This window comes from Rathayibacter sp. AY1F6 (genome assembly GCF_002932035.1).
Lineage (GTDB): Bacteria > Actinomycetota > Actinomycetes > Actinomycetales > Microbacteriaceae > Rathayibacter.
On sequence record NZ_PSVD01000002.1, the window covers coordinates 242,201 to 265,332 of the forward strand.

Here is a 23,132-nt window from a genome sequence, read left to right on the forward strand (position 1 = left end):
CTCCCCCGCGCTACTCGGCGGGCGTCAGGAACGCGATCAACGCGGCGGCCTCGGCGGTGCCGTCGTCGTAGACGGGCATCCCGCCGGGTCCGCACTCCCCCGGCAGTCCGAGCGTGTTGCGGGTGTGCGTGAGGATCTCCGCGTCGGTCGCGGTGGCGTTCTCCGGGTCCTCGTCGCGGCTGGTCGCGAGGATGAGGGCGAGCTGGTCGGCGCTCGCGCGGCCGGTGTCGGTGCGGGTCATGGTGTGGTCCTCTCAGCGGTTCAGGAACGGGGCGACGCGGCGGATCGCTGCGCGGCGGGCGTGAGTGATGCAGTGGCGGAACGAGCCGCTGGTGATGCCGTGCAGCTGGTCGGAGTGCCACGCTTCCCAGACGCCGGACTTGCGGCGGGTGACGTGTACCGAGGGCGTCGTCTTGGGGTCGGTGCCCACGACGCGGACGTCGACCGCGCGGGTGTTCGCGAGCGTGAGGTAGGTCTTCGCGGTGGTCTGCAAGTCGGTGGCGGTCTGCATGGTGTGGGTGCTCCCTCTGGCTGATCGTTTTTCTTTGCCTCTCCGGCGGGGAAAACCGTTTGAGTGGAGGCGGCGCAGTGACGCCGATAGCGGGCGAAATAAGCCCGCAGGGCGCGTCCGCTATCGGTGGCACGGAGCCGGTGGAGCGAAATAGGTTGAAACCGCGGAGAGGTGAAGAAAACGGGTGGAACGGGCCGCATCGCGGCCTCCCGTGAGCGGTGCTCCGTCGCCGCTGCGCGAGTGCAGCTCGCGCCCCGGAACGGGACACCGGGGAGCGTGAGGGGGCCGCCCCTCACGGGCGGGCGGCGCCGGCCCGCCCGCTTGGTTCCTTGGCTGGTATGCGGCGCTGGCGGATACGGTGGGCGGATGAACCGCCTGACGGTAGCTGCGATCGCGATCGCGGTGCTTACTCTGGCCAGCGGTTGCTCCGCGACTGCGCCTGAACCTGCGTCGAAAGCGCCGAACGGCGATCCGATCGTCGCCGCTCGCAACCTTCCTGATGCTGGTGGCGTCGTCGCCGTTAGCGACGCCAGTTCAAGCTGCGGCGAATACGTTCTTGAGCAAGGAAGTGACCTGCCTAGCGAGGCTCGAGCCTGCCTCGCGACGGCCGCCCTCGCAGGAGAGGATGCGGAACTGGCTTGGAGCACACCGACCACCGAAGGTGACCCGATCGTCTCGTTCGCGTTCGTCGGTGGCTCGATCGACGGCGTCGACGTGTACACGACGACAGCGTTCGATCGCCACAACGGTCTTGAAGAGCCCACGGGCGTGGGTGCCAGCTGGTCACTCCTGCACTGCGCCGATCCGGCAGATGTGCACGGTTCCGGCGACTGCGCACGCTACGTCGAGGGATGAACCCCGAGCCGGAGGCTTCGGAGACTGGGCCGCATCACGGCTTTCGACGTGCGGTGCTCCGTCACCGCCGCGCGCGCGCAGCTCGCGCCCCGCAACGGGGCACTCGGGGACCCTTCTATGGCTTCGAGTCAAGACCCAACACGCGATGAAGCGGTCGGTCGTCGTCTCGGCCTGAGACCCCACGGCGCCGGTCAGGGAGTCGACGGGGTCCCGGTGGATACTGGACGCCGCAGCGAGCCCGACGGGCCGCGTGTTCTGAAGCGAGGTCGTAGGACATGCCACAAGACAAGAACCTTCCCCCGTTCCTGAAGTACGCCAACAGGGTGATCGTGTTCCTCAACAACATCGGTATCACCACCGGTCCTCCGCATGTTCTGACCGTGGTCGGCCGAGTCTCCGGCGAGCCGCGCTCCACACCCGTCTCGATCGTTGTCGTGGACGGGGCTCGGTACGTGGTCGCCGGACAGAAGATGTCCTGGGTCAAGAACGTGAGGGCTGCCGGCCGTGGCGAGATCCAGCGCGGCCGACGACGAGAGGCAGTGAATTTCACCGAGATGACCCTTGAACAGCGCGGCCCGATCCTCAGCGCGTACTGGCATCAGCACAGCCAGGGCCGAAAAGTCGCCGCTCAGATCTTCGAAGTCGGCCCGGAGGCGAGCGCTGCCGATTTCGCAGCGGCCGCGCCGCGCTGCGCAGTGTTCCGCTTAGATGATCAGGACTCCACGACCCTCGCGTAAGACTCGTCACCCCTGACGCCCCGTAGACGGCCGAACAGGCGCCCTCGTATCGTGCTCGGCGTCGACTCACACGGCTACGTGCCCAACACCATGCGGACCTGTAGCGCCTTGAATAGTTCACGTGCGATGTATCGCTTGACGCTGCGCCTGATCTCGCGGACAGTTCGGCCCTCTGACGTTCGTCGCTCGACGTATGCGCGAGTGCGCGCCTCGGAGACCATCCGTACGCGAGCGATCACGTCGAGCGCGCGATTGAGCTGACGGTCACCGCCACGGTTGAGCCGGTGACGTGTCGTGTTCCCCGATGACGCCGGAATCGGGTTCACTCCGGCGAGAGCTGCGAAAGCAGCCTCGCTCCGCACCCTGCCCGGGTGGGAGTATGCCGCGACTGCCACTGCGGCGGTGACCGGGCCGACGCCGTAGATCTGCTGCAGCCCGGGCGCGAGAAGCTCGACCAGCTCAGCTAACGCTTCGCGGTTGTGTCGCATCTGCCGTCCAAGATCGATCACGGTCGAGGCCAGCCGGACAGCTTCAGCGCGGATGATGCGCTCAGCCACGTCGGAACGATTAGCGTCCAGATTGGCGAGCTGCTGCACACCACGATCGGTGAGTGCCCGCCTCGTGTCGAGCCCGAAGTCCGCGGTACGAATCAACGCGTTGAGCTGGTTCCGGGCGCTCGTGCGACGAACTTCCATATCTCGGCGGGCGTCAAGCGTCACTCGGAGTGCATTGCGCAGCCCGTCGGCCTTCGGCCGAGTCAGCGCCTCGAGCTCGATCCCCATAGCCGAGGTCGCGGCAGCGATCGCGTCGATTTCATCAGTCTTGCCGCGGACGCGGCTCGACTTCTTCGGCGGCCGGACCTCGCAGAACACGATCTCGTCACGCAGCAGCGCTCGACCCAACGACGCACCGTAGGAGCCAGTGCCCTCCATCGCGAACAGAACCGACCCGCCCGCGATGCCTCGCACCCAGGCGATCGCTCTGTCGATCGCCGTCGCCGTGACCGGGAAGGCTTTCGTTCCGAGGATCTCGCCGGTCTTGGTAGCGACGATTGCGTAGGTGTGGGTGCGGGCGTGGGTGTCGACTCCGACGACGTGGTCATAGCGGTGGGCGACGATCATGCGGCCTCTTCTCCTCAGGGGTCATCCGGGTGGGATGCGCCGCGGAGGCATCTCTCTAACGAGTCACGCGGCCGAAGTCGCGGACAACCTTCTATCAAGCCATCGCAGCGTCACGCCGGAACTAGCTCGCTCGGACGGACAGGTCCCCAGCAAGACACAGCGGTCAAGAGTGTGATGAGTCACGCCCGAGCAAGCCAGGACCAGCCTGACAGCCGGCACCAGGCCAGCCGCGACCATTAGAGAGTGTGAGGGGATCGCCCCTCGCGGGCCGGCTGGAAGGCCGGCCCTCCCCCACCTGCGACCCCTGCATGTGAGACCGAGATCCGACTGCTGGACGCGGCGGATCTGGGGCACACCGAGATCTGATCGTCGCTGAAGGCCGGGGTCCCGCCCCCGGCCTTCGTCATTTCTGGTCCCCACCCGGAAAGGGGCCGCCGCGGAGGGACATCTGCCCGTTCCTGCACGGATGTTCACGGTAACGTCAGCCGACTCCTCAGCGGCGAGGAGGTCGGCGGGAGCTCGTGCCCCCGCCTGCTGCCGCTCGGGGCACTCAGCGAGGACCGACCCAGAGGACGACCATGCGACGACGACACGCCCTGCTCCCTGGAGCGCTCACCGGACTGCTGCTGGCCTCCGGGCTCGTCGCCGGAGGGCCCGCCGCGGCTCCAGCGGCGGCCGCTCCGGTGGCCCCCGCTCCCGCCGCTCCCGCTCCCGCTCCGGACCGCCCCGTCGCGGCTCCAGACGCCGAGCCCACCGTGATCGAGCCGGAGGCGGACGCGACGACGCAGCAGGCCGCCCTCGCCCTCGACGCCGACTTCGTCGACGTCGAGATCCCGGCGCGCGCCCAGGTGCAGACGCACCGCGTGACGATCGCGCTCGTCGCTCCGCAGGGCACCGTCCCGGGCGGGTACACGACCGCCGACGCCGTCCGCGCCCTCGACCTCGTCGACCGGTTCTACTCCCGCGAGACCAGCGGGGCGATCCGCTTCGAGCTCGACCAGGTCGTCGACTGGCAGGTCGTCGACCAGCCGATCGGCTGCACGAACACGGGCGGACTGCAGGACTGGATCGCGCAGAGGACCGGCTGGCAGCGCGGACCGGGCAAGCACCTGGTCGCCATGGTGCCTGAGGGTGACCCGTGCCCGAACTGGGCCAACGGCGAGCAGTCCGGCGATCCCGATGACGGCGGACGCGCGTTCCAGCCCGGACCGGACGCGTACTTCCTCGCGCACGAGCTCGGCCACAACCTCTCGCTGCCGCACGCCTACAGCGTGAACTGCGCCACGACCCGCGACTACGCCTCCACCCCGCTGCCCGCGGACTGCCGCCGCGAGGAGTACGGCAACCGGACCGACGTGATGGGCGGCGCCTGGTCGTTCCTGCCGCTGTCGTCCCCGTCGCTGGCGCGCCTGGGCACGCTGCCGAACACCCGCCAGCCGGTCTGCGGCGCACCCCGCACCACGACGCTCGACACCCTCGGAGCCGGACCCGCCGGCCGGCGTGCGCTCACCTGGAACGACCCGCAGGACACGGGCATCCGCTACTGGGCGCAGTACAACGACCGCGCCGACACGACGTCCGACGGCGGCGCGTACACGAGTCCCTTCCAGGTGCGCCGCGACGTCTCGGGCGTGCAGATCCTGCGCTCGAACCCGGGCCAGCCGTACGCCGGCGACCTGCTCGAGCGTCCGGGCGACGCGAGCGAGGCGAACGAGTTCGTGCTCGCCGGAGAGAGCGCAGTGCTCAACTCCGGCATGTCCGTGCGGGTCGACCGGATCGACGAGCTCACCCGGACCGCGACGGTCACCGTGACCGTGCCGTGCACCGACTACGTCGGCGACATCGCTCCGCTCGCCTCGTCGACGAGCGCTTCGTACACCTCGCCGTGGACCTCGGTCGGAGCGGTCGCCGACGGCGCCGCCTCGACGATCTGGGGCTCCTGGCCCCGGGTCGGAGAGCAGCACGTCGAGCTGCGCTGGCCGAGCGCCGTGACCGTCGACAGCGCCTCGGTGCTGTTCGCGAGCGACGCGGCCGACGCCGACGGACGCGGGCTGATCCCCGCGCGGTCGTGGCGGGTCGAGCACCTGGTCGGCGACGTCTGGACTCCCGTGAGCGGAGCGGCTCCCGGCCGCGAGCGCGACGTGCTGAACCGCGCGACGTTCGCTCCGGTGACCACGACGGCGCTGCGGCTCGTGTTCACGGCGTGGGGAGCCGGCGAGTACGGCGGGTCCACGGGCGTGGCCGAGATCGAGGTGAACGGCATCGCCCTCGCGGCCTCGGCGGAGGCGCGCGGGACGCTGCAGAGCGTGCCGACCGCGACGACGCGCGACCTCGCGCAGTCCGTGCTGGTGCGCGATTCCTCTGGTCGCGCCCTCGCGGGCCGCTCGGTGGGCTTCGCGATCACCGGGCCGGCGGCCTTCGAGAGCGGAGCGACGACCGCCGCGGTGCTGTCGGGCGCCGACGGCGTCGCCGCGCTCCCCCGGATCCGCACCGGCTCCACCGCCGGCACCGTCTCGATCACCGCGCGCGTCGACGGCGTGACGACGGCGCTGGCCGGAGCGAGCGTTGCGCCCGGCGCCTCCGTCACCGCGAAGGCGACCTCGCGGCTGATCCTCGGGAAGGTCGTCGTCACGGTGACGGCGACGAACACCGGCCGCGCGGCCGCCGATCTGACCGTCGTGACGCCCTACGGCACGGCGTCCTCGGCCGCGGTCGCCCCGGGCGCCACGGTGACCAAGGTGTTCCGCACGGGCAAGAGCTCGATCGCCGCCGGCACCGGCACGGTCACGGCCGTCTCGGGCGCCTCGCGCGCGAGCGTCTCGGTGGTCATCCCGCGCGCGTGACCGGGACGGGGGCTGCCCGCCCGCCAGGACGACTCCGTCCGGGCGGGCGGCTGCTGTTGGCGTCGAGGTGACGCGCCCGGCGACGTGCCGCGGCGGAGTGATCGGGGGACACGATGAGGCGGACGACCGCAGGGATCGCACTGGCAGGAGCACTGCTGCTCGCCCTGACGGGATGCGCGGGCGGAGGCGGGACGGTGGGCGAGGTCCGACTTGTAAGCATGACAACAAGTCAGCGCGGCCCGCTCGTCAGAACAGAGGAGGGAGCTGCCCTGAGGTGAGGATCAGCCGCAGCCCGACCGCGAGAAGAGCGCCCGTCGCGATGACGACTCCGACGATGAGCCGCCGCTCAGCGGCGCTGTCCGCCGCGGCGATCCGGTTCGCTCGGATCGCCTCCTCCTGCTCGATCAGGCGGCGGCTCGTCTTCCGACTCAGCCCCGTCAGCCGCTCGCCGTGCAGGCGCACACGGTCGGCCTCCTGCTGGAGTCGGCCGCTGGACAGGCGCGAGAGCTGATGAGCCGCGCGCGCGGCCCCGAGCCGCTCATCGACACGGCTGCGCTCGATCACGTAGTCACCGCCGGGATGAGGAACGCGATCAGCGCGGCGGCGTGGTCGGTGCCGTCCTCCCGGACGGGGAACCCTCCGAGCACCCACACCCCGGGGAGGGTGAGCGTGTTGCGGACGCCCGCGAGCAGCCGTTCGGTGCTGTAGCTCTCGTGCTCCTCGTAGTAGTTGCGCTCGAACGCGACGATGAGGCCGATCTGCTCTGGCGTCGCGCATCCGGTGTCGGCGTCGATGACCGGTGCGGTGCGGGCGGGGTCCGGGGTGAGGAACGCGATCAGTGCGGCGGCGAGGGCGGAGCTGTCGTCCTCGACGGGCTCGGCGCCCGGCAGGGCGTGGGCGTTGCGGACGGCGGCGAGCATCACGTCGTCGCTGTCGTCGGCGTTCTGGTCCCAGTGAGCGCGCTGGTCGGTGATGATGAGGGCGACCTGATCGGGGGTCGCGAGGCCGGTGTCGGTGTCGGTGCGGTACATGGTCTGTTCCTCTCAGCGGGTTGCGGCCAGCGCGGTGTTGATGTCGACGGTGATCCCGCGCTCCGCGAGGCGGTCGAGGGTGGCGGGCTCCTTCGCGATCTGCTGCCAGCCCTCGGGCGAGATGACGACCGCGGGATCCCCGTCCGCGTCGTTGAAGACGACACAGGTGCGCGAGTCGAGAACGGCCCCGGTGCGCGGGCAGAGGATGTTCTTGCTGACGAGGTAGGTGACCGTCTGGTCACGGAGGATCGCTTCGAGGGTGTCCATGTGTGTTGCTCCTGCTCCTGGCTGATCGTTTTTCTTTGCCTCTCCGGCGGGGAAAACCGTTTGAGTGGAGCCGGCGGAGTGACACCGATCACGGGCGAAATAAGCCCGTAGGGCGCGTCCGGGATCGGTGGCACGCAGCCGGTGGAGCGAAATAGGTTGAAACCGCGGAGAGGTGAAGAAAACGGATGGAACGGGCCGCATCGCGGCCTCCCATTGGCGGTGCTCCGTCGCCGCTGCGCGAGTGCAGCTCGCGCCCCGGAACGGGACACCGGGGAGCGTGAGGGGGTCGCCCCTCACGGGCCGGCGCCGCCGGCCCCCACGCCCGAGCGGGTCGTGTCAGCGTCGGATGCGACGATGGAGGCATGTGGGAACTGGCACACCGGACGCGCGCGGAATCGGCATCAACGGTGGTGCGCAGCAACGCGGCGACGAGCGCCCCGGCGATCCCGGAAGTGCGCGCAGCGATCCCGGAGGATCACGTCATCCTCTACGTGCTCCGCGTCGAGAACTGCTGGGAGTAGAACCCACCGGGATTCGCTCGGAACCACTAGCGTTGCGATCAGTTCCGGAAAGCGATGGTCTCGTGATGGCAAACGTGTTGAAGTTCGTCGGAAAGGCATTCGTGATCGTCTTCCGCCTTCTGGGCGCGGCGGTGTCCGCGGGACTCGCCGCTCTGGGCGTGGGCAGCTTCCAGCAGCCCAACCCCGGACCGCCTCCGTCCTCTACGGAGAACCGCGAATATAGGCCGTAGAACGGCGAACTCTGCGGCGGATGGCGGAGTATCTCGGAGGACCGAGTCCTACTCAGCCGCGGAGGCGGCGCGGCGGCGGGGTGCGCGTTGGGTGGTCGTGGTGACGACGGCGGTCGCGCGGGTGAGGTTGGGGCCGATGGCGTCGGCTTCGAGGACGCGGCCGGTGCGGCGGTTCTCTCCTTCTCCCCAGGCGACGGTGCGCTCGTAGCCGACGACGATCACGGCGTCTCCCTTGTGGAGGGAGGCGAGGACGTGCTCGCCGAGTTCGAACTTCGCTTCCACGTAATGCGTGGTCGGGGCGTCGTGCGGGGTCCACTCCCCCGCGCGGTATTCGCCGGTGTTCTCGATGACGCGCAGCTTCACGATCTGCACGCGGCCCGCCTGCACGGCCTCGGGGTCGGCGGCGAGGTTGCCGGTGATGGTCCTGGTGCTCATCTGTCGTCTCCGTAAGTTTGGTGGCGGCCCGAGGGGGCCGGATGTGGCTTATCTGTCGTCGCCGATCGTGTGGCTCAGCAGGAGTGGCCGTCCGGTCCTCTGGGGTGCCCCTGGCCGCTAATTGAGATGTGCGTTTCGGTCGCTGTTTACGGAGATGACGGTTGGGTGCTCCTCGGGCTTACACGAGGCAGATCACGACTGAGGAGGACGGGTTGAACGATCGACAAGCTCACATCTGGGTGGGCATCGATGCAGGAAAGGCGCATCACTGGGTGACAGCGATCGACGACCAGGGCGCGATGCTCTGGTCGCGCAAGGTCAGCAACGACGAAAGTGCGATCCTCGACCCGCTCGCCGAAGTGCTTACTCTCGGCGAGAACTTCACCTGGGCAGTCGACATCGTCGGCACCACGTCTGCGCTGCTTCTCGCGCTGCTCGCAAGCCACGGACAGTCCGCGCTGTACGTCCCCGGACGGATCGTCAACCGGATGGCCGGCGCATACCGAGGCGAAGCGAAGACGGACGCCCGCGACGCCTACGTGATCGCCGAGACGGCGCGGCACCGGCACGACCTGACCCCAATCAGGCTGCCGGTCGAGATCATTGCCGACCTCAAGCTCCTGATCGCACATCGCGGCGATCTCGTCGCTGATCGCGTCCGCATGCTCAACCGGCTCCGCGACGTCCTGACCGGCATCTTCCCCCGCCTCGACCGCGCGTTCGACTACGCCAAACACAAGGGCGCTCTCACCCTCCTCACCGGCTACCAGACGCCCACCGCGCTTCGCCGGATGGGGCAGGTGCGCCTGACGAAGTGGCTGGCTCGCCGCGGCGTGCAAGGCGCGCCGGCGGTCGCGGAGGCTGCTCTCGAGGCCGCGAGCGGACAACAGACGCAAATCGGGAACGAGACGATCGCGGCGCAGATCATCGCCGACATCGCAACGCAGATCCTCGCCCTCGACAAGCGTCTCCGAACGCTGGAGAACCAGATCACCACGATGTTCCACGCGCACCCGCAGGCCGAGATCATCGAATCGATGCCCGGGATGGGTCCGATCCTCGGAGCCGAATTCCTCGCCGCAGCCGGGCCACTCGACAACTACGCCGACGACGGCCACCTCGCCGCAGCGGCCGGGCTGATACCCGTTCCGCGCGACTCCGGACGCCGGACCGGGAACATGCACCGGCCGAAGCGGTACAACCGACATCTGCGCCGCTCGCTCTACCTCTCAGCGCAGACCTCCGTCATCCGCGAAGGACCAAACCGCGACCTTTACCTCAAGAAACGTAGCGAAGGGTACAAGCACACGCAGGCGCTCCTCGCTCTCTCCCGACGACGCGTGAGCGTGCTTTGGGCCCTGCTGCGCGACAACCGCACGTTCACCCCGGCGCCTCCGATTCGCTCTGCACAGATGAGCTGAACCGAGGTGATGAGCACTACGCCTCGTCAAACCCGATCGCCGCTTCGAGCGCCCACTGACCGATCCCCGTATCTAACGGTTTCTGCGATCGCTCCGTGTCGCCGTCGGCAACGTGTGGCTCCACGGCGGCCCCTGACAGCGTTCTCCCACCACTGCACGGCGAACGGCGGACTAAAGATCTGGCGTCAGCGGGCGAAGGTGCGCCCGTAGACCGCCACGTCCAGTCGTTTGTCCCCTAGAGGCAGCGCGCTGGTGAGGACGCCTTCCCGGGTGAACCCGAGCCGCTCAGCAACGCGCCAGCTGCGCACGTTCTCGACCGCCGTTCGTATCTCGACTCGACGGATTCCGCGGGCTGGGACCTCAGTCAGCAGCGCGGTGCAGGCGCGAGTCACGGCACCGCGACCCTCGGTGGCGGCGTCGATCCAGTACCCGAGTTCCGCTGTCTGCGTGTAGGAGTTCATTCGAAGAGACGCTGAACCGATGATGGAATCGCCCGACATGATGACGGTCGGCAACACGGATTCTGCGATGAAGTCCGACAGCTGAGCACGAGTGAAGGCAGCAGTGCCATCGAGAGTTTGGTCGTAGAAGGCCCATGGCTCCCACTGCCTTAGACGCTCAAGATTGGCCACCGTCAGAGCGTGCATCTCCTCGACGGTGTCGAGGGTGCGTAGCGCGAGTCGGAATCCATCGCCGAGTTCGTGAGTGAAACGCATGCAATCAGCATCTCGTACACGGGCTGGTCCGTGCAGGAGCCCGGTCCTCCAAGGCTCGACAACCAGTCCCCTATCGGGACGATCGAGATAGGCGCGCTGTGGGACGGCCCCGGCCACGACCCCCTCGGAGGTCCCCGTCGACGCTCAAACGAAAGTAGGGCGCCTTGACGTCGTCATTGAGACTCCTGCTCGTGCGGTTGGTGGGTCCCGTCGGCGTCGACGGGTTCTCGTTCGCGGCCGCGGCCGCGGGGGTGTCGGTGGCGGGTGTCTCGATGCCCCAGGACGCCAGAGCGTCGCGGCGGGTGACCTCGACCGGCGGCTCGGACAGCGCTCTGCGCTGTTCGAGCTCGGCGCGTGTGACGGTGAGGTCCTGGACGCGGCACTCGTCGCCGTAGGCGAGGCGGTAGAGCCGGTCGGCCTCGTTCTCCAGCCAGTCGACTTCGCCTTGCCGGTCGGCTTGTCCGGCGAGGTACCCGGCCCGGTAGTCGTCACCGGTGATGTTCGGGCCGGTCATGCGGCGTGCTTCTCGATGAGGTCGGGGCGGAACCCCGACCAGTGGTCCTGGTCGCTCGCGACGACCACGGGGGCGGCGGAGTAGCCCAGCTCCTCCGTGACGTACGCGAGCGCTGCGGGGTTGGTGGTGATGTCGACGGTGGTGTACTCGATGCCCTTCTTCTCGAGCACCCGGTAGGTCATGGTGCACTGCACGCATGACGGTTTCGATTAGACGGTGAGCATCAGTCGTCCCACCGGTCGCCGCGGTGCGGGTCGTGCTCGTCGTTGACCGGGGACCAGGCGTGCAGCTCGGCCCACTTCTCGGCGGCGTCGGTGTGTCCGGTCTGGGTAAGGATTCTCAATCAGATTTGTCAAGCCAGCGGGGGTGGTCTGGCTCGGTTGTTCTTCCTTCTCTCCCAGCGTTTTTTTGCCTGGATGGCACGTAGTGCCGAGCAGGGTCGGAGGTGGGAGCGCAACCCGGAGGGAGGCGGAGGAGAGGTTGTCGGCGCGATGTGAGGGAGCGCAGCGACCGCGTGCCGAGAACCTCGGAGGAGCCGGCCGCGCAGCGGCTTTGCGTGGACGCCGGAGGCCCGTACGTTGCCGAAGGCTTCCAGGCAAAAACTGCGCGCAGCGCACAACACCGCGCCGACTGCAGGTCGGCGTCCATGTCGGTGCCCGCGTCCGAGATCGTCTGCGCACCAGGGGCGTGCTGCTCCATCGGGCCGCACGTGCTGCCTTTGTATGCAGTGCGTACCGCTGAGAAGCCGCATATCTCCGCGGAGTAGGCCGGTTCCGCCGCGCCACGGGTGCGAGCATGACCGTAGGAGGCCTGGATGCGTGACGCGGTGATGGTCGTCGAAGACGACGTCGAGATGGGCGAGCTCATCAAGCGGGGCCTCACCGGCGACGGCTACGACGTCGACCTGTTCTCGAACGGGGTCGACGCGCTCAATTCGGCGCGCGAAGCGGACTACTCCGCGGCGATCCTCGACGTGATGCTCCCGGGGATGAGTGGCTTCGAGATCTGCCGGCACCTGCGCGCGAGCGGTGCCACGCTCCCGGTGATCATGCTCACCGCCCGCGACGCCCTGCAGGACCGCGTGTTCGGCCTCGACGCGGGCGCCGACGACTACCTCGCGAAACCGTTCCACTTCGAGGAGCTCTCCGCCCGCCTCCGAGCGATGATCCGCAGAGAGCACCTCACGAACCGGGCACCGGTCGTGCTGGGAAATCTGCGCGTCGACCCCTACGCGCACGCCGCGACGGTCGACGGCGCCGTCCTGCCTCTGAGCCCCAAGGAGTTCGGCGTCCTCCGCGCGCTCGCGGCGCGCGCCGGGGACTTCGTGCCGCGGGAGGAGATCCTGCTCGAGGTGTGGGGGTCGGCGGAGTTCGTGGACCACAACATCGCGGAGCAGTACATCAGCTACCTCCGCCGCAAGCTGGCCGCGGGCGGGGCGTCGGTCGAGATCCTCACCCGACGGGGTGCGGGCTATCGCCTCGGGGTGACGCCGTGAGCTGGCGGTCCCTGTCGATCCGGGTGCGGATCACGGTGTCGAGCCTGCTGGTCGCGATGCTGTTCTTCGGGATCGTCGCGGTCGTCGTGCGCGAGCAGCTCGATCACATCCTCGATGCCTCCACGATCGAGCTGGTCCGCTCGGGAGCGTCGCAGGCGCTGATCGAGGAGAGCCGCGACACCGCCGAGGCCGTCGTCGGCGGCGTCAGCACGACGCTCCTGATCGCCCTCGCGATCCTGTTCGTCGCGTTCGCTGTGACGTCCTGGGTCCTGGTCGGCCTCGCGCTGCGCCCCGTCGGCAGGATGCGCGCGATCGCCGACCGGCTGCGCCAGGGACGCTCCACCGAGCTGCTCCCGGTCGGGCCCGCCCGCGACGAGCTCTCCGACCTCGCCTCGACCCTGAACGCGCTGATCGCGGACCTGCGGGAGTCGGCGGACCGGGAGCGGCGGCTCGTCGCCGACGCGAGCCACGAGCTGCGCACCCCGCTCGCCGCGCTGCGCACCCGGCTCGAGCTCGCTGAGCGGGTCCGTGACGATCCGGCGGCTCTCTACGCCGATGTCGTCGACGCGCGCCGCTCGATCGACCGCCTGCAGTCCCTGACGGACGGGCTGCTGATCCTGTCGAGGATCGACGCGGGCATCGCTACCGGCGACGCCTCCTCGGCGGCTCTGCGGGAGGAGGTAGCCGACAGCGTCGACCGCGCCCGGATGCTCGCCCGCGAGCGGGACCTCGCGATCGACTTCGTCGCCCCCGCCTCGATCGTCGCCGCCCGGTACCCGATCTCCCCGACCGATTTCGGCCGGATCCTGGACAACCTGCTCGCGAACGCCGTCACTGCGACGCCCGACGGCGGCAGCGTCAGCGCGACCCTCGTCGAGCGCGCCGAAGAGATCGTCGTCTCCGTCGACGACGACGGCCCGGGCGTTCCTGACGCGTTCCTCGCGGTCGCGACTGACCGTTTCACCCGCCCGGATGCCGCCCGCTCCCGCGACGGCGGCGCCGGCCTCGGGCTCGCGATCGTCGCCGGTCTCAGCCGCGCCGCCGGCGGCGAGCTCCGACTCCGCAACCTCGCCCCCCACGGCCTCGGTGTCGACGTCCGCATCCCCGCGACGCAGCCCCACCCGACCTCTCGCAAGGAGAACCGATGATCGACGCCCAATCCCTCCTCGACGGCGCCGGCCCCTGGGCGATCGCCCTGGTCTGCCTGATCGCCTTCGTCGAGACGGGCCTGCTGATCGGGTTCTTCCTCCCCGGTGACACCCTCCTCTTCTTCACCGGTGTCTTCGTCGCGACCGGCGTGATCTCCCTGCCGGTGCCGCTGGTGATCCTGATGGTCGCCGCCGCCGCGTTCCTCGGCGACCAGCTCGCGTTCGTCATCGGCCGCGCGAGCGGGCCGCGGATCTTCGAGCGCAAGGACAGCGGGCTCTTCAGCCGCTCGAGCGTCGCCCGCACCCAGTCGTTCTTCGACCGGTTCGGCGGCTGGGCGGTCACCATCGCCCGCTTCGTGCCGGTCGTGCGCACCTTCGCCCCCGTCGCCGCGGGCGTCGGGAAGATGCACTACGGCCACTTCGTCGGCTTCAACGCCCTCGGCGCCGCCGTCTGGTCCACCGGCGTGATCCTCCTCGGCTTCTTCCTCGGGCAGATCCCCGGCGTCGCGGACTTCGTGGGGAAGTACATCGACATCGTCCTCGTCGGCATCGTCGTGATCAGCCTCGCCGGCATCGCCCTCACCTACTGGCGGCAGAAGAACCGCGCCGGACGCGACGCCTGAGCCCAGCGCTCAGGGGGTCGCCGTGACGGCCGCGCGCGGTCGGCGGAGCGCGATCACCGCGACCAGCAGCAGGAACACCCCGAGGGCCGCGAGCGTGACCGGGCCGGTGCCCAGGCCCAGGCCCTTCTGGGCGACGGGATCCGCGAGCCAGTCGCAGACCGAGGCGCCGAGCGGTCGCGTGACGACGTAGGCGGCCCAGAACGCGAGGACCGCGTTCCGCCCCGTGAACCGGTGTGCGAGAGCGGGGATCGCGATGATCGCCGCGAACAGGACGGCGGAGGGCAGGTAGCCGAAGCCGAGGGTCGACGCGGTCAGGTCGCCCGCTGCGGTGCCGAGTGCGAACGTCCCCGAGACGGCGAGCCAGTAGAACGCGGCCCGGCGCGGCGTCGTGATCGAGTGGATCGACAGCGTCCGCTCCACCCGCCACCACACGAGGAAGACCGCCGCGAGAGCCACCGCGAACCCGAGGGTGGAGACGAGGTACGGGACACCGGCGACCACGTGCAGCACGTCGGCGGCCATCGTGCCGAAGACACTCACCATCAGCACCGCCAGCCAGTACACCCAGGGGACGTACCGGCGGGCTGCGAACTGCAGCGCCAGCGCGGCGAGGAACGCGAGCCCGGTCACTCCGACAACGATCACCGGGTCGAACGCGGTCGCGAGGAAGTCCGACGCCGTCTCGCCCATCCCCGTCGTCAGCACCTTGAGGACCCAGAACAGCGCCGTCGCCTCGGGCACCGTCGAGGCGGCGTAGCGGCCGGCGAGGAGGCGGGAGCGGATCCGAGGGAGCGGAGGGCGGCGCTGATCGGTGAGATGCGTCATGCCGCCATGGTCGGGCAGTCTGCGGCACCCGGGGCTGGGGGCTTCGCCGGGTCCGTTGAACAAGCGCACAGCGACCCGCTCACCGGCAGCGCTGCCCGCTGCCTTCCGCCGTCATCTGGTCGGACGGTGCCCGGAGAAGCGCCGCCAACGGAACGACGGTGATGCAGCACGTTCGGTGTGCAGCCTGACCGCGAGCGGCGCCCAGACGATCAACGCCACCCCGGCGCCCAGGAGCAGCCCGCCGACGGTGTCGGAGATCCAGTGCGCACCGAGGTAGGTGCGGCTGAGCATCATTGCCACCGTGTAGAGGGCACCGGCGATCCGGACCCACCACAGGGGGAAGACGATCGCGAGGACCACCGCGGTCGTGGCCGCGTTCGCGCTGTGTCCGGAGGGGAAGGAGCCGAAGTCGGCGTTCACGAGGATCTCCAGCGGCCGTGGACGCCCGACCGCGTTCTTGAGGATCTGCACCAGCAGCCCGCTGAGCGGCGCGGCGATCGCGAAGTACGTCGCAGCCCAGCGACCGCGCCAGAGCAGCAGCGCCGCGAAGACGACCAGAGGAATCACGATCGTCCCGAGGATCCCGCCGCCGAGGCTGTTCATCACCAGCGACGGGACCAGCCAGAACGTGGACCGGTGCTCGATGATCTCGTTCATCCAGGCGGTGTCGAACCCGAACGGCTTGTCGTGCTCCCGGTAGAAGATCAGCGCGGCCAGAAGTCCCGTGAGCAGCACCGCGAGGCCCGCCGAGATCAGCGGCCAGCGTCGCGCCGCCCGATAGGCGATCGCACCATCGGCCAGGGGTCCGCTGTTCGGCATCAGTTCCGTCCTCCTCGCTCGGCGCGCAGCACGCCGGAGGAGTCCACGCTACGAATGCGCGGGCTCCGGGTGCGGAGGATTCCCCCGCATCCGTTGTGAAAGCACAGAACCTGAGCCCATCGGCTCGGTACCGACCTGGTCGAACCGCGGAGCTTCGGGTCGTTGTGAGCAAACACAACGCAGCACGGCGCATCCCGAGCCGCCGCCCACGTCCCGGCTGGGACTCTGCGGGCATGGACATCTCAACGACGGCAGCACCGTCCCGCGGCCGGCGGCTGCTCAGCAAGGTCCCCGAGGTCACGATCTGGTTCTGGATCATCAAGATCCTCTGCACCACGGTCGGTGAGAGCTTCGCCGACTGGATCAACATGGTCCTCGGCGTCGGCCTCATCGCGACGGCTGTGATCTTCATCATCGTCACCGCGGTCGTGCTCGCCGTGCAGATGCGGCTGCGACGCTACGTGCCCGCCGCGTACTGGCTGACTGTCGTGGTGATGAGCGTCACCGGCACCCTGCTCACCGACATCCTCACCGACCAGCTCGGAGTGCCTCTCTGGGCCAGCTCCCTCGTCTTCTCGCTGCTGCTCGTGATCGTGTTCGGCGTCTGGTATTCGAAGGAGCGCACCCTCTCGATCCACAGCATCGACACCACCCCGCGGGAGGCGTTCTATTGGGTCACCGTCCTGGTCACCTTCGCGCTCGGCACCGCCCTCGGCGACTGGACTCTCGAGCTCACCGGCTGGGGCCCTGGCGTCTCGATCCTCCTGCCCCTCACGCTGCTCGCGATCGTCACCGGCCTCTGGCGCTACGGCGCGAACCCGGTCCTCGCGTTCTGGATCGCCTACATCCTCACCCGCCCCCTCGGCGCCAATATCGGCGACTGGCTCGGCCTGTCCCCCGACGAGCAGGGCCTCGGGCTCGGCACCTTCGTCACCAGCATCATCTTCCTGCTCGCGATCCTCGCCACCGTCGTCTACCTCTCCCTCAGCAAGGCCGATGTCGACAAGGGCGCATCCGAGCACTACACCACGCCAGTCGCCCGCGAACGCCGTTCACTCGTCGCCTTCGCGGTCCTCGCCGTCGCCGTCGTCGGGCTGCTCGCCTTCACCAACAGCCAGCCGCACACCAGTCCGGCACCGGAAGGCGCAGCCCCGGCCTGCGATGCGTCGGGAACGCTGTCCGCAGCTGACGCGAAGGCATCCGTTCAGACCGACTTCCCCTCCGCCGACGTGCAGAACTTCCAGACGATCACCGCCGACACCCTCGCCCTCGTCACCAGCGGCGATCAGGCCGGCGCGAAAGCCCGCGCCACCGACCTTGAGACCGCCTGGGACGACGCGGAGCCCGCACTGAGCGCCGCGAACTGCCAGACGTGGACCTACGTCGACCAGCAGATCGACCCCGTTCTCTCCTCCGTCCGCGCCGGCAGCCCCGACCCGGTTGTCGAGAAGACGAGCATCCAGGACCTGCTGACCACTCTCGCCGGACGCTGACATGAGGCGTCAAGGTCTTCTTTTGCGACCCGCATCTGGCCTCCTCCGACCAATTGATCACTGCCGCCCTGCCCTGCCGCCGCCGCAGCGGCATCAGCGCGACTCAACACATCGATCGGAACCGGTCGGTGACAAATCGGTCCGCTACTGAACCCATGCTCGAGCTCGTAGACGCACTCCGAGCACACGGGGCTGCCGACCAGGCCGGCGTCCGCGAGGTGCTCCACCCAGGGGTGCGAGCACTCACCACAAACCTCAGCGAGCAGAACCCGGAACCGGGCGCGGCGCGAACGGCGAGCGTCAGCTCGCCGGCGCCACTGCGAGAGGCCGACCATCACGTGAGCGTAGCGAGCGCGCCACCAAGCAATCGCGCGCTTCGCCTCATCCGCATCGCCTCTGGCGTCCCGTTTGGGGATTCCCATACGGACGGTAACTAAGGATCGACCCGGCGGTGATCAGCTCGCCGGGCGCACCGAGAGACGCGAGGTCGACATCGCCCTGTGACGTCAGGAGCTCTCCGCTGATCCCGTCGTAGACGGCGGTGAAGACGTCCACCCGATGGAGGTCGAAGCCATAGGGCACGTCTGTTCTCTCCGCGGGCGCGTGCACGGTCAGCGCCCAGACCGGCTCGTCCTGTGCGACCCAGTAGTGGTCCGCGAGAGCGGGGTCATAAGCGGCGAGCTCCTCGTACGTTGTTCCGACCGCGTAGATCGGGTACTGCTTCTTCTCCTCCGCACTGAGCGTCGAGAGCTGGACTCCGGTGCCGTTAGCCAGGTCGAGCGCCGGGTTCGTCAGCTGCTGGACGTCGATGATCGGCCCCTCAGAGGCGGCGGTGGCGATGGGGGTGCCCGGTGGGCCCTCCGTCGGGACGGTGGGTGTCAGGGACTCCGTCATCTCTGTTGGTTCGGCAGGCGTCTCGGTGGAGATGGGGGTCGTGCTGGCGGTGGCGTCGATGGTGACGGGGCCGGAGCGGATGCGCATCGTCGTGGAGGTCTGGGTGAGGCTGACGGCCTCGGCGCCCAGCACGTCCATGAGCCACTGCTCTCGTTCGTCGGCGGCGTCGAGGCAGCCGACGTACGTCGTCGCGGGGCCTCCGGTGACCACCCATACGGAGGTCTGCAGGCCGGCGGACTGGAGGTCGTAGGTGAGCGTGTTGCAGGGACCGTCGACGCTGAGCTGCGACCGGCCGTCGGTGCCGGTGATGCGAAGGCTGACGGGGTGATCGAGCAGCCATCCGCCTGATCCTTGATCGCCGATGACAGCGGTGGTCTCGTAGACGGGCTTGGTCGCGTCTTCGGCGCTGAGCAGTTCACCCGGCAGCTGCGCCGTCGACGGCGACCCGGGGCTGCTGGCGCTCGTCGCGCATCCACTGGCGAGGAGCGCCGCGGAGAGGCAGAGGATTATGAGGGGGAGGACTCTCGCCCGCCTGACGGTCACTGGTCCACTCCGGTCTGCGTCGCGGGCGGGTTGGTGCAGTCGACCGCGGTGGTCAGTCCCGTGAATATCTCGATCCGGCCGCCCTTTTGGCACACCTGCGTTCCTGCGAGGGAGAACAAGGCGGCGTCCGTCCCGTCTGCGTCGGTCCCAGCGAGCGCAGCACACGCCGCTGCGAGCGACGCAGTGGACTGCTTCGCGGGCGTCTGAATCTCGCCCGACAGGGCGACGCCCTGCCCGTCCTGTTCCCAGCAGGTGACGGGCGCTGCGACCGGAGTGCCGCGCTCCGTCGTCACCGCCGTGAGGACAGCGACGCTGAGAATCGCGCCCGCGATGCCGGCGAGGGTCACCGCCGCGGCCTGGCCGAGACGTCGGCGGCGGCGGATGCGGTGCGCGAGGCGTGCGCTGATGCGCTCGAGCTGCTCGTCGCTCAGGTCAGGATCGTCCATGGTCTTCTGTCCGTTCCGTCAGGGTTCTCGCCAGTGATGTCCGCACCCGCGAGAGGCGGTTGCGGACAGTCCCGTGGGACAGGCCGAGGGAGCGAGCGGCATCGCTGTAGCTGAGGTCGTCCTCGATGCACGCCGTCCAGATCGCCCGGTCCGTCGCGCTCATCTGCTCGACCAGACGCCGCACGTCGAGCAGCCGGTCGCTCGTCTCCGCGTCGACGCCGCGAGAGGCGGTGTCGTCGGAGAGGGGCAGGTGGCGTCGGCGCTGCTCGCGGCGGTTGGTCGAGAAGCTGAGGTTGCGTACCGTGACCAGCAGCCAGGGCAGCACCGACTCCCCCACGATGCGCACGCCCGAGCGGCGCTGCCAGAGCAGGAAGAAGCTCTCCTGCACGACGTCCTCGGCATGACCGGCGTCCGCGAGGAAGCTTCCCGCGGCCCGGTAGACCGCGCGGCCGTGCATCCGGAAGAGAGCATCCAGCGCCGAAGGGTCACCGCCGCGAAGACGATTTACCAGCGTCACCTCAGCAGCACCGACCATCCGACATCACCCCCTCAGTAGTGAATGCCCTCAGAGCACGGTTTCGTCTCAAACTTCACGAACGAACATCGCCGGTCCCGCAATGCGTCTGTGAACGATCGCCTTGCGGACGCTCTCGGTCGCGAGCCGGTTGCTCCTCGTGGTGAGAGCCGCATCACGCCTACTCTTCTCCCGTGGGCGGACTCGAGCTGGGCAGCGGTCGAGGCCGTTTCTCGCCCATTGAGGGGAGACGCCGTGGTTGAAGGTCTAGACAGTTGGGATCCGAGCGGGCTCTCGCCGGACCGGCAGACGCCACCCCGCCAACGACGGTCGGTGAGACTGTCGATCGCGCTGGGCGCTCTAGCCGTCGTGGCGGCCGCGGTTCTGTGGGTAGGTGATCTGCTGTTCGGAGTGCATGGCCCTTCCCACTACGTCAGCATCACCAACGACACCGGAGCCTCACTCACCTGGTCCTGCTCCTGGTCCGATCTTCACCTCGCCGCCGGGGAGACGGGTCAGCTGCGCATCCTCGACCAGCCCGACCAGGACTACGGCTGCGTCCCACAAGCAGCGACCCCCTTCGTAGCGGCGGCGCACAACAACGACATCTGCCCGTCACTGAACTCCATGACCGAGGGAAGGCAGTTCACGGCAACCGACTTCGCGAAGACATACCGCTGCCCGTAGCTGATGCGCGCTTGCGGCGTCGTTCCGAGCTGGCTCGACAGCTGTTCGGGATCATCGCGTCGGGCGGGCGCACCGAGAGCAGCTGTCGGCACGTCCCCCTCGGTCCGGAGGACGGCTAGACCGGCGTCGTACACGGGAGCGCAGAGAACGGCTGCAGCCGCGATCGTCGCTCCCGCGACGACGAAAGGGCGTCCGCGCTCTCTGGGCTCATCCACGAGCCCGGCCACGAGCAATGCGCTGTGGCCCCTGAGGGAACTGCGGCCACTCCATCCGGTCGCGCCAACCTCACGAGAAAGGGAGGAGCGGGGATGACGGCGGATGACCTGCTCTCCCTCAACCCGTTCCGCTTCCCTTCGGACGAGATTCTGCGTGTCGGTGAAGTGCTGAAGTCCTCTGTCGCTGCGCGATGACCTCCCTGCGGGGCGCTCGCAGCCGCCTCTGTTGTTCCGGTTCTTGATCGATCCCGTGGAGTGCAGTGCATGATGTCCCGATGACCGTTGGAGAGCCCCCGCGACCGAGTGCAGCGACGCCCGTCGTTCTCGCCTTGGTCTTCGGCGGTCTCGCAGCCGTCATGGGAGCGGTTGCCTCCATCTACATGTGGGACCCGAGCGAGACGTGCCGGACCCGCGGCGGAGGCAGCCTGACGGGAGAGGGGTTCCTCTGGAACCCGCTGTGCTCGGACGGTTCGACCGTTCAGCCGACATGGATGACGTTGACGACTGCTGCGGCGTTGATCGTGACTGTGACATGCGTCGTCCGACGTTCTGCACGACTTCTCGCGCCAGACCCTGCCGGAGGACAACCGGCTCCGCAAGCTGGGCGACGAATGGTGAGAGACGGCGGCTCCCAGGGGTTCTATCGTCCCGCCGTCGCGATGCGGCGTGCGTCGGTCCACGAATCGGCGTTCAGGTGATCGCTCGACGATCCCCATACGGGACGCGCACAAGGCGCTCGGGTTCGCGAGACTGAAATGATGTCGGGGTTGCTGGTCATCGATCTCGTGTCGCGCGTGATCAGAGCCCGCTGCGGCCGAGCCGCGGCGCACGAGAGGTGACGCGCCCGACGTCTGGAATCAGCACGCCTCATGATTCACGGCGACGGAGAACAGGACATCAACCGGCCGATCTGCGGCGTCGGCTCAGTGCCCAGACGAGCGCGCCCGCGAGGAGCACCGCGCAGGTCAGCCCGGCGACGTGCAGGACGAGCGACGGCATTCCGTTCTCGGGGAGCAGGAAACCGTACGGCACCCACCCGTCGGTCGCTCCGCGGACGAGCACGACGACGACCCAGACGATCGGGTAGGGCAGGACCACCCACAGCCGGCGCCAGGAGAGCGGTCCGCGGTCGGCGACGACGATCCAGTCGAGGAGGACGAGCGCGGGGAGCACCACATGCAGGACGGCGCTGACCCAGGGCGGAGCCGTCCCGGTACCGGGTACGAGGGTGTTGTAGATCACGGCGACGACGATCGAGTAGGCCGTCGCCGCGCCGCGGACGTAGCTCAGCCACACCGGCGTCGGACGGCGGGCGAGCGCGACCGATCCGGCGACGATGAGCACCGCGCTCGCGAGGAGGCTGGTCTGGTTCGTGAAGTAGCCGAAGTAGTCGAACGGATTCGGGTCGCCGGCCACGATGCTCAGCGCGTAGGTGTGGAGGACCACCGCGACCGCGGCTGCACCGACGGCGATGCGCGCTACACCCACGAATGGGCGGGTCGGTGCCGGGGAACTCATCGGGTCAGCCTAGGAGCCGTCGGGCTTCCTGATGACCCGCAGCAGACACTCCTTTTCGGAACGGCGCTGAGTCGCTCAGGCCGAGAGGCGACCACCAGGAAAGTGGTGACGTCGCTCAGCCTGATCCGGTGGGGACGTTCTCGAAAGTGCGCAGCACGGTCGCGATCGCGGCATGCCTGATGGTCGTGACGGGGTGCACGGCGCAGCCTGCACCGTCGGCCCGCCTCTGGCGACGAACACGGACGACGGCTTCGCCACGTCACTGGCCGGCGACCTAGGCGTAGCGACGTTCACCGGGAGCGACGGGACCACCGGCGAGCGGGTAGAGGCGCTGCGAGCATCCGGCTCGTATGCGGTCGGTGACCGGTTGCGACCAGCCGAGGACGCCAGAACCGTGCGCGTGCGTGGAGGGGAACGCATCGTCGTCGACGGGCCGTCCATCGACGGTTCCGGGCAGGTGGCCGGTTTCGACATCGTCGAGGCTGATGATCTCGACGCGGCGATCGCGATTGCCTCCGATGGCGCGTTTCGGGCTCGTCGAAGTGCGACCGGTGTGGCCCTTCTAGAGGGTGGGCTGACGGCGTCGGCGCCGGCGTCATCCGCGCGCCCTGCGACGCTCCGCGGGCCTTCCAGCAGAAGGCGCAGCAGCTGCGCCCCGACCTGAGCATCCTCGCCCCCGACATCCTGGAACGCCGTCTCCTCTTGCCAGA

The 23,132-nt window shown here is 69.0% G+C and carries 26 protein-coding genes and 1 pseudogene; 11 read left to right on the plus strand and 16 right to left on the minus strand.

Translation table 11 applies throughout. The annotated features are described in order from the left end of the window. Window positions 1–10: 10 nt before the first annotated feature. Together C5C44_RS03210 and C5C44_RS03215 are read right to left on the minus strand one after the other, a co-directional pair. Entirely contained in the window at window positions 11–241 is a 231-nt protein-coding gene (locus tag C5C44_RS03210) for a hypothetical protein (RefSeq protein ID WP_104335277.1), read from the minus strand. A 12-nt stretch (window positions 242–253) separates the two neighbouring features. Next, on the minus strand, window positions 254–511 hold the full coding sequence (locus tag C5C44_RS03215; protein ID WP_104335278.1) for a hypothetical protein: 258 nt from the start codon (window positions 509–511) through the stop codon (window positions 254–256). Between the two features lie 366 nt (window positions 512–877). Here C5C44_RS03215 and C5C44_RS16640 point away from each other — a divergent pair, with 366 nt between their 5' ends. Both C5C44_RS16640 and C5C44_RS03220 read left to right on the plus strand, forming a co-directional pair. Further along, window positions 878–1,366 (plus strand): hypothetical protein, encoded by a 489-nt coding sequence (locus tag C5C44_RS16640; RefSeq protein ID WP_146084294.1) that lies wholly within the window; start codon window positions 878–880, stop codon window positions 1,364–1,366. A gap of 275 nt (window positions 1,367–1,641) precedes the next feature. Continuing rightward, window positions 1,642–2,103, plus strand: coding sequence for a nitroreductase family deazaflavin-dependent oxidoreductase (locus C5C44_RS03220; protein WP_104225209.1), 462 nt, complete (start codon window positions 1,642–1,644; stop codon window positions 2,101–2,103). Window positions 2,104–2,177: 74 nt separating this feature from the next. Here the strand turns inward: C5C44_RS03220 and C5C44_RS03225 are convergent, their stop codons facing one another. Continuing rightward, window positions 2,178–3,224, minus strand: coding sequence for an IS110 family transposase (locus C5C44_RS03225; protein ID WP_104335279.1), 1,047 nt, complete (start codon window positions 3,222–3,224; stop codon window positions 2,178–2,180). 578 nt (window positions 3,225–3,802) lie between these two features. On the opposite strand from C5C44_RS03225, the gene C5C44_RS16900 reads away from it, so the two are divergent. Beyond that, window positions 3,803–6,067, plus strand: coding sequence for an Ig-like domain-containing protein (locus C5C44_RS16900; protein WP_181027133.1), 2,265 nt, complete (start codon window positions 3,803–3,805; stop codon window positions 6,065–6,067). A 246-nt stretch (window positions 6,068–6,313) separates the two neighbouring features. Here C5C44_RS16900 and C5C44_RS03235 read toward each other — a convergent pair whose 3' ends face one another. From C5C44_RS03235 to C5C44_RS03245, 3 genes are read right to left on the minus strand one after another with little or no spacing between them, the layout of a single operon-like run. Next, window positions 6,314–6,631, minus strand: a complete 318-nt coding sequence (locus tag C5C44_RS03235) for a hypothetical protein (protein WP_104335280.1) — start codon at window positions 6,629–6,631, stop codon at window positions 6,314–6,316. Beyond that, window positions 6,628–7,098: a hypothetical protein gene (locus tag C5C44_RS03240; protein ID WP_104223236.1), complete on the minus strand. Its 471-nt coding sequence runs from the start codon at window positions 7,096–7,098 to the stop codon at window positions 6,628–6,630. Before C5C44_RS03240 ends, C5C44_RS03235 begins: the two co-directional genes overlap by 4 nt. Before the next feature lie 12 nt (window positions 7,099–7,110). Next, entirely contained in the window at window positions 7,111–7,365 is a 255-nt protein-coding gene (locus C5C44_RS03245; RefSeq protein WP_104223237.1) for a hypothetical protein, read from the minus strand. A 362-nt stretch (window positions 7,366–7,727) separates the two neighbouring features. Here C5C44_RS03245 and C5C44_RS16905 point away from each other — a divergent pair, with 362 nt between their 5' ends. After that, on the plus strand, window positions 7,728–7,886 hold the full coding sequence (locus C5C44_RS16905; RefSeq protein WP_181132683.1) for a hypothetical protein: 159 nt from the start codon (window positions 7,728–7,730) through the stop codon (window positions 7,884–7,886). Window positions 7,887–8,164: 278 nt separating this feature from the next. Here the strand turns inward: C5C44_RS16905 and C5C44_RS03250 are convergent, their stop codons facing one another. Then, a complete protein-coding gene (locus C5C44_RS03250; protein WP_104226503.1) occupies window positions 8,165–8,551 on the minus strand; it encodes a single-stranded DNA-binding protein in 387 nt (128 codons plus the stop codon). Window positions 8,552–8,763: 212 nt separating this feature from the next. Here C5C44_RS03250 and C5C44_RS03255 point away from each other — a divergent pair, with 212 nt between their 5' ends. Further along, complete coding sequence (locus tag C5C44_RS03255) at window positions 8,764–9,972, plus strand: IS110 family transposase (RefSeq protein ID WP_104226504.1); 1,209 nt, start codon at window positions 8,764–8,766, stop codon at window positions 9,970–9,972. Between the two features lie 185 nt (window positions 9,973–10,157). Here C5C44_RS03255 and C5C44_RS03260 read toward each other — a convergent pair whose 3' ends face one another. The 3 genes and pseudogenes from C5C44_RS03260 to nrdH form a co-directional block, all read right to left on the minus strand. Beyond that, window positions 10,158–10,688, minus strand: a complete 531-nt coding sequence (locus C5C44_RS03260) for a GNAT family N-acetyltransferase (protein ID WP_104247073.1) — start codon at window positions 10,686–10,688, stop codon at window positions 10,158–10,160. Between the two features lie 70 nt (window positions 10,689–10,758). After that, entirely contained in the window at window positions 10,759–11,202 is a 444-nt protein-coding gene (locus tag C5C44_RS03265; protein ID WP_104335281.1) for a hypothetical protein, read from the minus strand. Further along, window positions 11,199–11,411, minus strand: a pseudogene (gene nrdH, locus C5C44_RS03270) (glutaredoxin-like protein NrdH); the annotation flags it as partial. The gene C5C44_RS03265 and the pseudogene nrdH, both read right to left, overlap by 4 nt. 605 nt (window positions 11,412–12,016) lie before the next feature. Here nrdH and C5C44_RS03275 point away from each other — a divergent pair. The 3 genes from C5C44_RS03275 to C5C44_RS03285 are packed head-to-tail and all read left to right on the plus strand — an operon-like array spanning window position 12,017 to window position 14,468. Then, a complete protein-coding gene (locus C5C44_RS03275) occupies window positions 12,017–12,697 on the plus strand; it encodes a response regulator transcription factor (protein ID WP_104223238.1) in 681 nt (226 codons plus the stop codon). Then, window positions 12,694–13,845 carry a cell wall metabolism sensor histidine kinase WalK gene (locus C5C44_RS03280; RefSeq protein WP_104335282.1) on the plus strand — a complete coding sequence of 384 codons (1,152 nt, stop codon included), beginning with the start codon at window positions 12,694–12,696 and terminating at the stop codon, window positions 13,843–13,845. Before C5C44_RS03275 ends, C5C44_RS03280 begins: the two co-directional genes overlap by 4 nt. Continuing rightward, window positions 13,842–14,468 (plus strand): DedA family protein, encoded by a 627-nt coding sequence (locus C5C44_RS03285; protein ID WP_104335283.1) that lies wholly within the window; start codon window positions 13,842–13,844, stop codon window positions 14,466–14,468. The genes C5C44_RS03280 and C5C44_RS03285 overlap by 4 nt, the downstream gene beginning before the upstream one ends. A 9-nt stretch (window positions 14,469–14,477) precedes the next feature. On the opposite strand, the gene C5C44_RS03290 is transcribed toward C5C44_RS03285, so the two are convergent. Beyond that, entirely contained in the window at window positions 14,478–15,293 is an 816-nt protein-coding gene (locus C5C44_RS03290) for a hypothetical protein (protein ID WP_104223241.1), read from the minus strand. A 111-nt stretch (window positions 15,294–15,404) separates the two neighbouring features. Then, complete coding sequence (locus tag C5C44_RS03295) at window positions 15,405–16,112, minus strand: phosphatase PAP2 family protein (protein ID WP_104233955.1); 708 nt, start codon at window positions 16,110–16,112, stop codon at window positions 15,405–15,407. Between the two features lie 233 nt (window positions 16,113–16,345). On the opposite strand from C5C44_RS03295, the gene C5C44_RS03300 reads away from it, so the two are divergent. Beyond that, the gene (locus tag C5C44_RS03300; protein WP_104226509.1) at window positions 16,346–17,605 is read left to right on the plus strand and encodes a hypothetical protein; all 1,260 of its coding nucleotides are present in this window, start codon (window positions 16,346–16,348) and stop codon (window positions 17,603–17,605) included. A 381-nt stretch (window positions 17,606–17,986) separates the two neighbouring features. Here the strand turns inward: C5C44_RS03300 and C5C44_RS03305 are convergent, their stop codons facing one another. From C5C44_RS03305 to C5C44_RS03315, 3 genes are read right to left on the minus strand one after another with little or no spacing between them, the layout of a single operon-like run. Then, a complete protein-coding gene (locus tag C5C44_RS03305; protein ID WP_104335284.1) occupies window positions 17,987–19,042 on the minus strand; it encodes a hypothetical protein in 1,056 nt (351 codons plus the stop codon). Then, window positions 19,039–19,488, minus strand: a complete 450-nt coding sequence (locus C5C44_RS03310; protein WP_104260259.1) for a hypothetical protein — start codon at window positions 19,486–19,488, stop codon at window positions 19,039–19,041. The genes C5C44_RS03305 and C5C44_RS03310 overlap by 4 nt, the downstream gene beginning before the upstream one ends. Beyond that, the gene (locus C5C44_RS03315; protein WP_104308041.1) at window positions 19,475–20,023 is read right to left on the minus strand and encodes an RNA polymerase sigma factor; all 549 of its coding nucleotides are present in this window, start codon (window positions 20,021–20,023) and stop codon (window positions 19,475–19,477) included. Before C5C44_RS03315 ends, C5C44_RS03310 begins: the two co-directional genes overlap by 14 nt. A gap of 390 nt (window positions 20,024–20,413) precedes the next feature. Between C5C44_RS03315 and C5C44_RS03320 the strand changes: the two genes are divergently transcribed. Then, window positions 20,414–20,689, plus strand: coding sequence for a hypothetical protein (locus C5C44_RS03320; RefSeq protein WP_146076568.1), 276 nt, complete (start codon window positions 20,414–20,416; stop codon window positions 20,687–20,689). 1,112 nt (window positions 20,690–21,801) lie between these two features. Here C5C44_RS03320 and C5C44_RS03325 read toward each other — a convergent pair. Continuing rightward, window positions 21,802–22,392, minus strand: a complete 591-nt coding sequence (locus C5C44_RS03325) for a Pr6Pr family membrane protein (protein ID WP_258066641.1) — start codon at window positions 22,390–22,392, stop codon at window positions 21,802–21,804. Between the two features lie 202 nt (window positions 22,393–22,594). Between C5C44_RS03325 and C5C44_RS03330 the strand changes: the two genes are divergently transcribed. Further along, window positions 22,595–23,086 carry a YciI family protein gene (locus C5C44_RS03330; protein ID WP_104335286.1) on the plus strand — a complete coding sequence of 164 codons (492 nt, stop codon included), beginning with the start codon at window positions 22,595–22,597 and terminating at the stop codon, window positions 23,084–23,086. The last annotated feature ends 46 nt before the right edge of the window (window positions 23,087–23,132 follow it).

Bases quoted from the DNA above. Each gene is read 5' to 3' on its own strand.
- C5C44_RS03210 (WP_104335277.1), bottom strand. From the start codon at position 241: ATGACCCGCACCGACACCGGCCGCGCGAGCGCCGACCAGCTCGCCCTC.
- C5C44_RS03215 (WP_104335278.1), bottom strand. From the start codon at position 511: ATGCAGACCGCCACCGACTTGCAGACCACCGCGAAGACCTACCTCACG.
- C5C44_RS16640 (WP_146084294.1), top strand. From the start codon at position 878: ATGAACCGCCTGACGGTAGCTGCGATCGCGATCGCGGTGCTTACTCTG.
- C5C44_RS03220 (WP_104225209.1), top strand. From the start codon at position 1,642: ATGCCACAAGACAAGAACCTTCCCCCGTTCCTGAAGTACGCCAACAGG.
- C5C44_RS03225 (WP_104335279.1), bottom strand. From the start codon at position 3,224: ATGATCGTCGCCCACCGCTATGACCACGTCGTCGGAGTCGACACCCAC.
- C5C44_RS16900 (WP_181027133.1), top strand. From the start codon at position 3,803: ATGCGACGACGACACGCCCTGCTCCCTGGAGCGCTCACCGGACTGCTG.
- C5C44_RS03240 (WP_104223236.1), bottom strand. From the start codon at position 7,098: ATGTACCGCACCGACACCGACACCGGCCTCGCGACCCCCGATCAGGTC.
- C5C44_RS03245 (WP_104223237.1), bottom strand. From the start codon at position 7,365: ATGGACACCCTCGAAGCGATCCTCCGTGACCAGACGGTCACCTACCTC.
- C5C44_RS16905 (WP_181132683.1), top strand. From the start codon at position 7,728: ATGTGGGAACTGGCACACCGGACGCGCGCGGAATCGGCATCAACGGTG.
- C5C44_RS03250 (WP_104226503.1), bottom strand. From the start codon at position 8,551: ATGAGCACCAGGACCATCACCGGCAACCTCGCCGCCGACCCCGAGGCC.
- C5C44_RS03260 (WP_104247073.1), bottom strand. From the start codon at position 10,688: ATGCGTTTCACTCACGAACTCGGCGATGGATTCCGACTCGCGCTACGC.
- C5C44_RS03265 (WP_104335281.1), bottom strand. From the start codon at position 11,202: ATGACCGGCCCGAACATCACCGGTGACGACTACCGGGCCGGGTACCTC.
- C5C44_RS03275 (WP_104223238.1), top strand. From the start codon at position 12,017: ATGCGTGACGCGGTGATGGTCGTCGAAGACGACGTCGAGATGGGCGAG.
- C5C44_RS03285 (WP_104335283.1), top strand. From the start codon at position 13,842: ATGATCGACGCCCAATCCCTCCTCGACGGCGCCGGCCCCTGGGCGATC.
- C5C44_RS03290 (WP_104223241.1), bottom strand. From the start codon at position 15,293: ATGACGCATCTCACCGATCAGCGCCGCCCTCCGCTCCCTCGGATCCGC.
- C5C44_RS03295 (WP_104233955.1), bottom strand. From the start codon at position 16,112: ATGCCGAACAGCGGACCCCTGGCCGATGGTGCGATCGCCTATCGGGCG.
- C5C44_RS03300 (WP_104226509.1), top strand. From the start codon at position 16,346: ATGGACATCTCAACGACGGCAGCACCGTCCCGCGGCCGGCGGCTGCTC.
- C5C44_RS03310 (WP_104260259.1), bottom strand. From the start codon at position 19,488: ATGGACGATCCTGACCTGAGCGACGAGCAGCTCGAGCGCATCAGCGCA.
- C5C44_RS03315 (WP_104308041.1), bottom strand. From the start codon at position 20,023: ATGGTCGGTGCTGCTGAGGTGACGCTGGTAAATCGTCTTCGCGGCGGT.
- C5C44_RS03330 (WP_104335286.1), top strand. From the start codon at position 22,595: ATGCCTGATGGTCGTGACGGGGTGCACGGCGCAGCCTGCACCGTCGGC.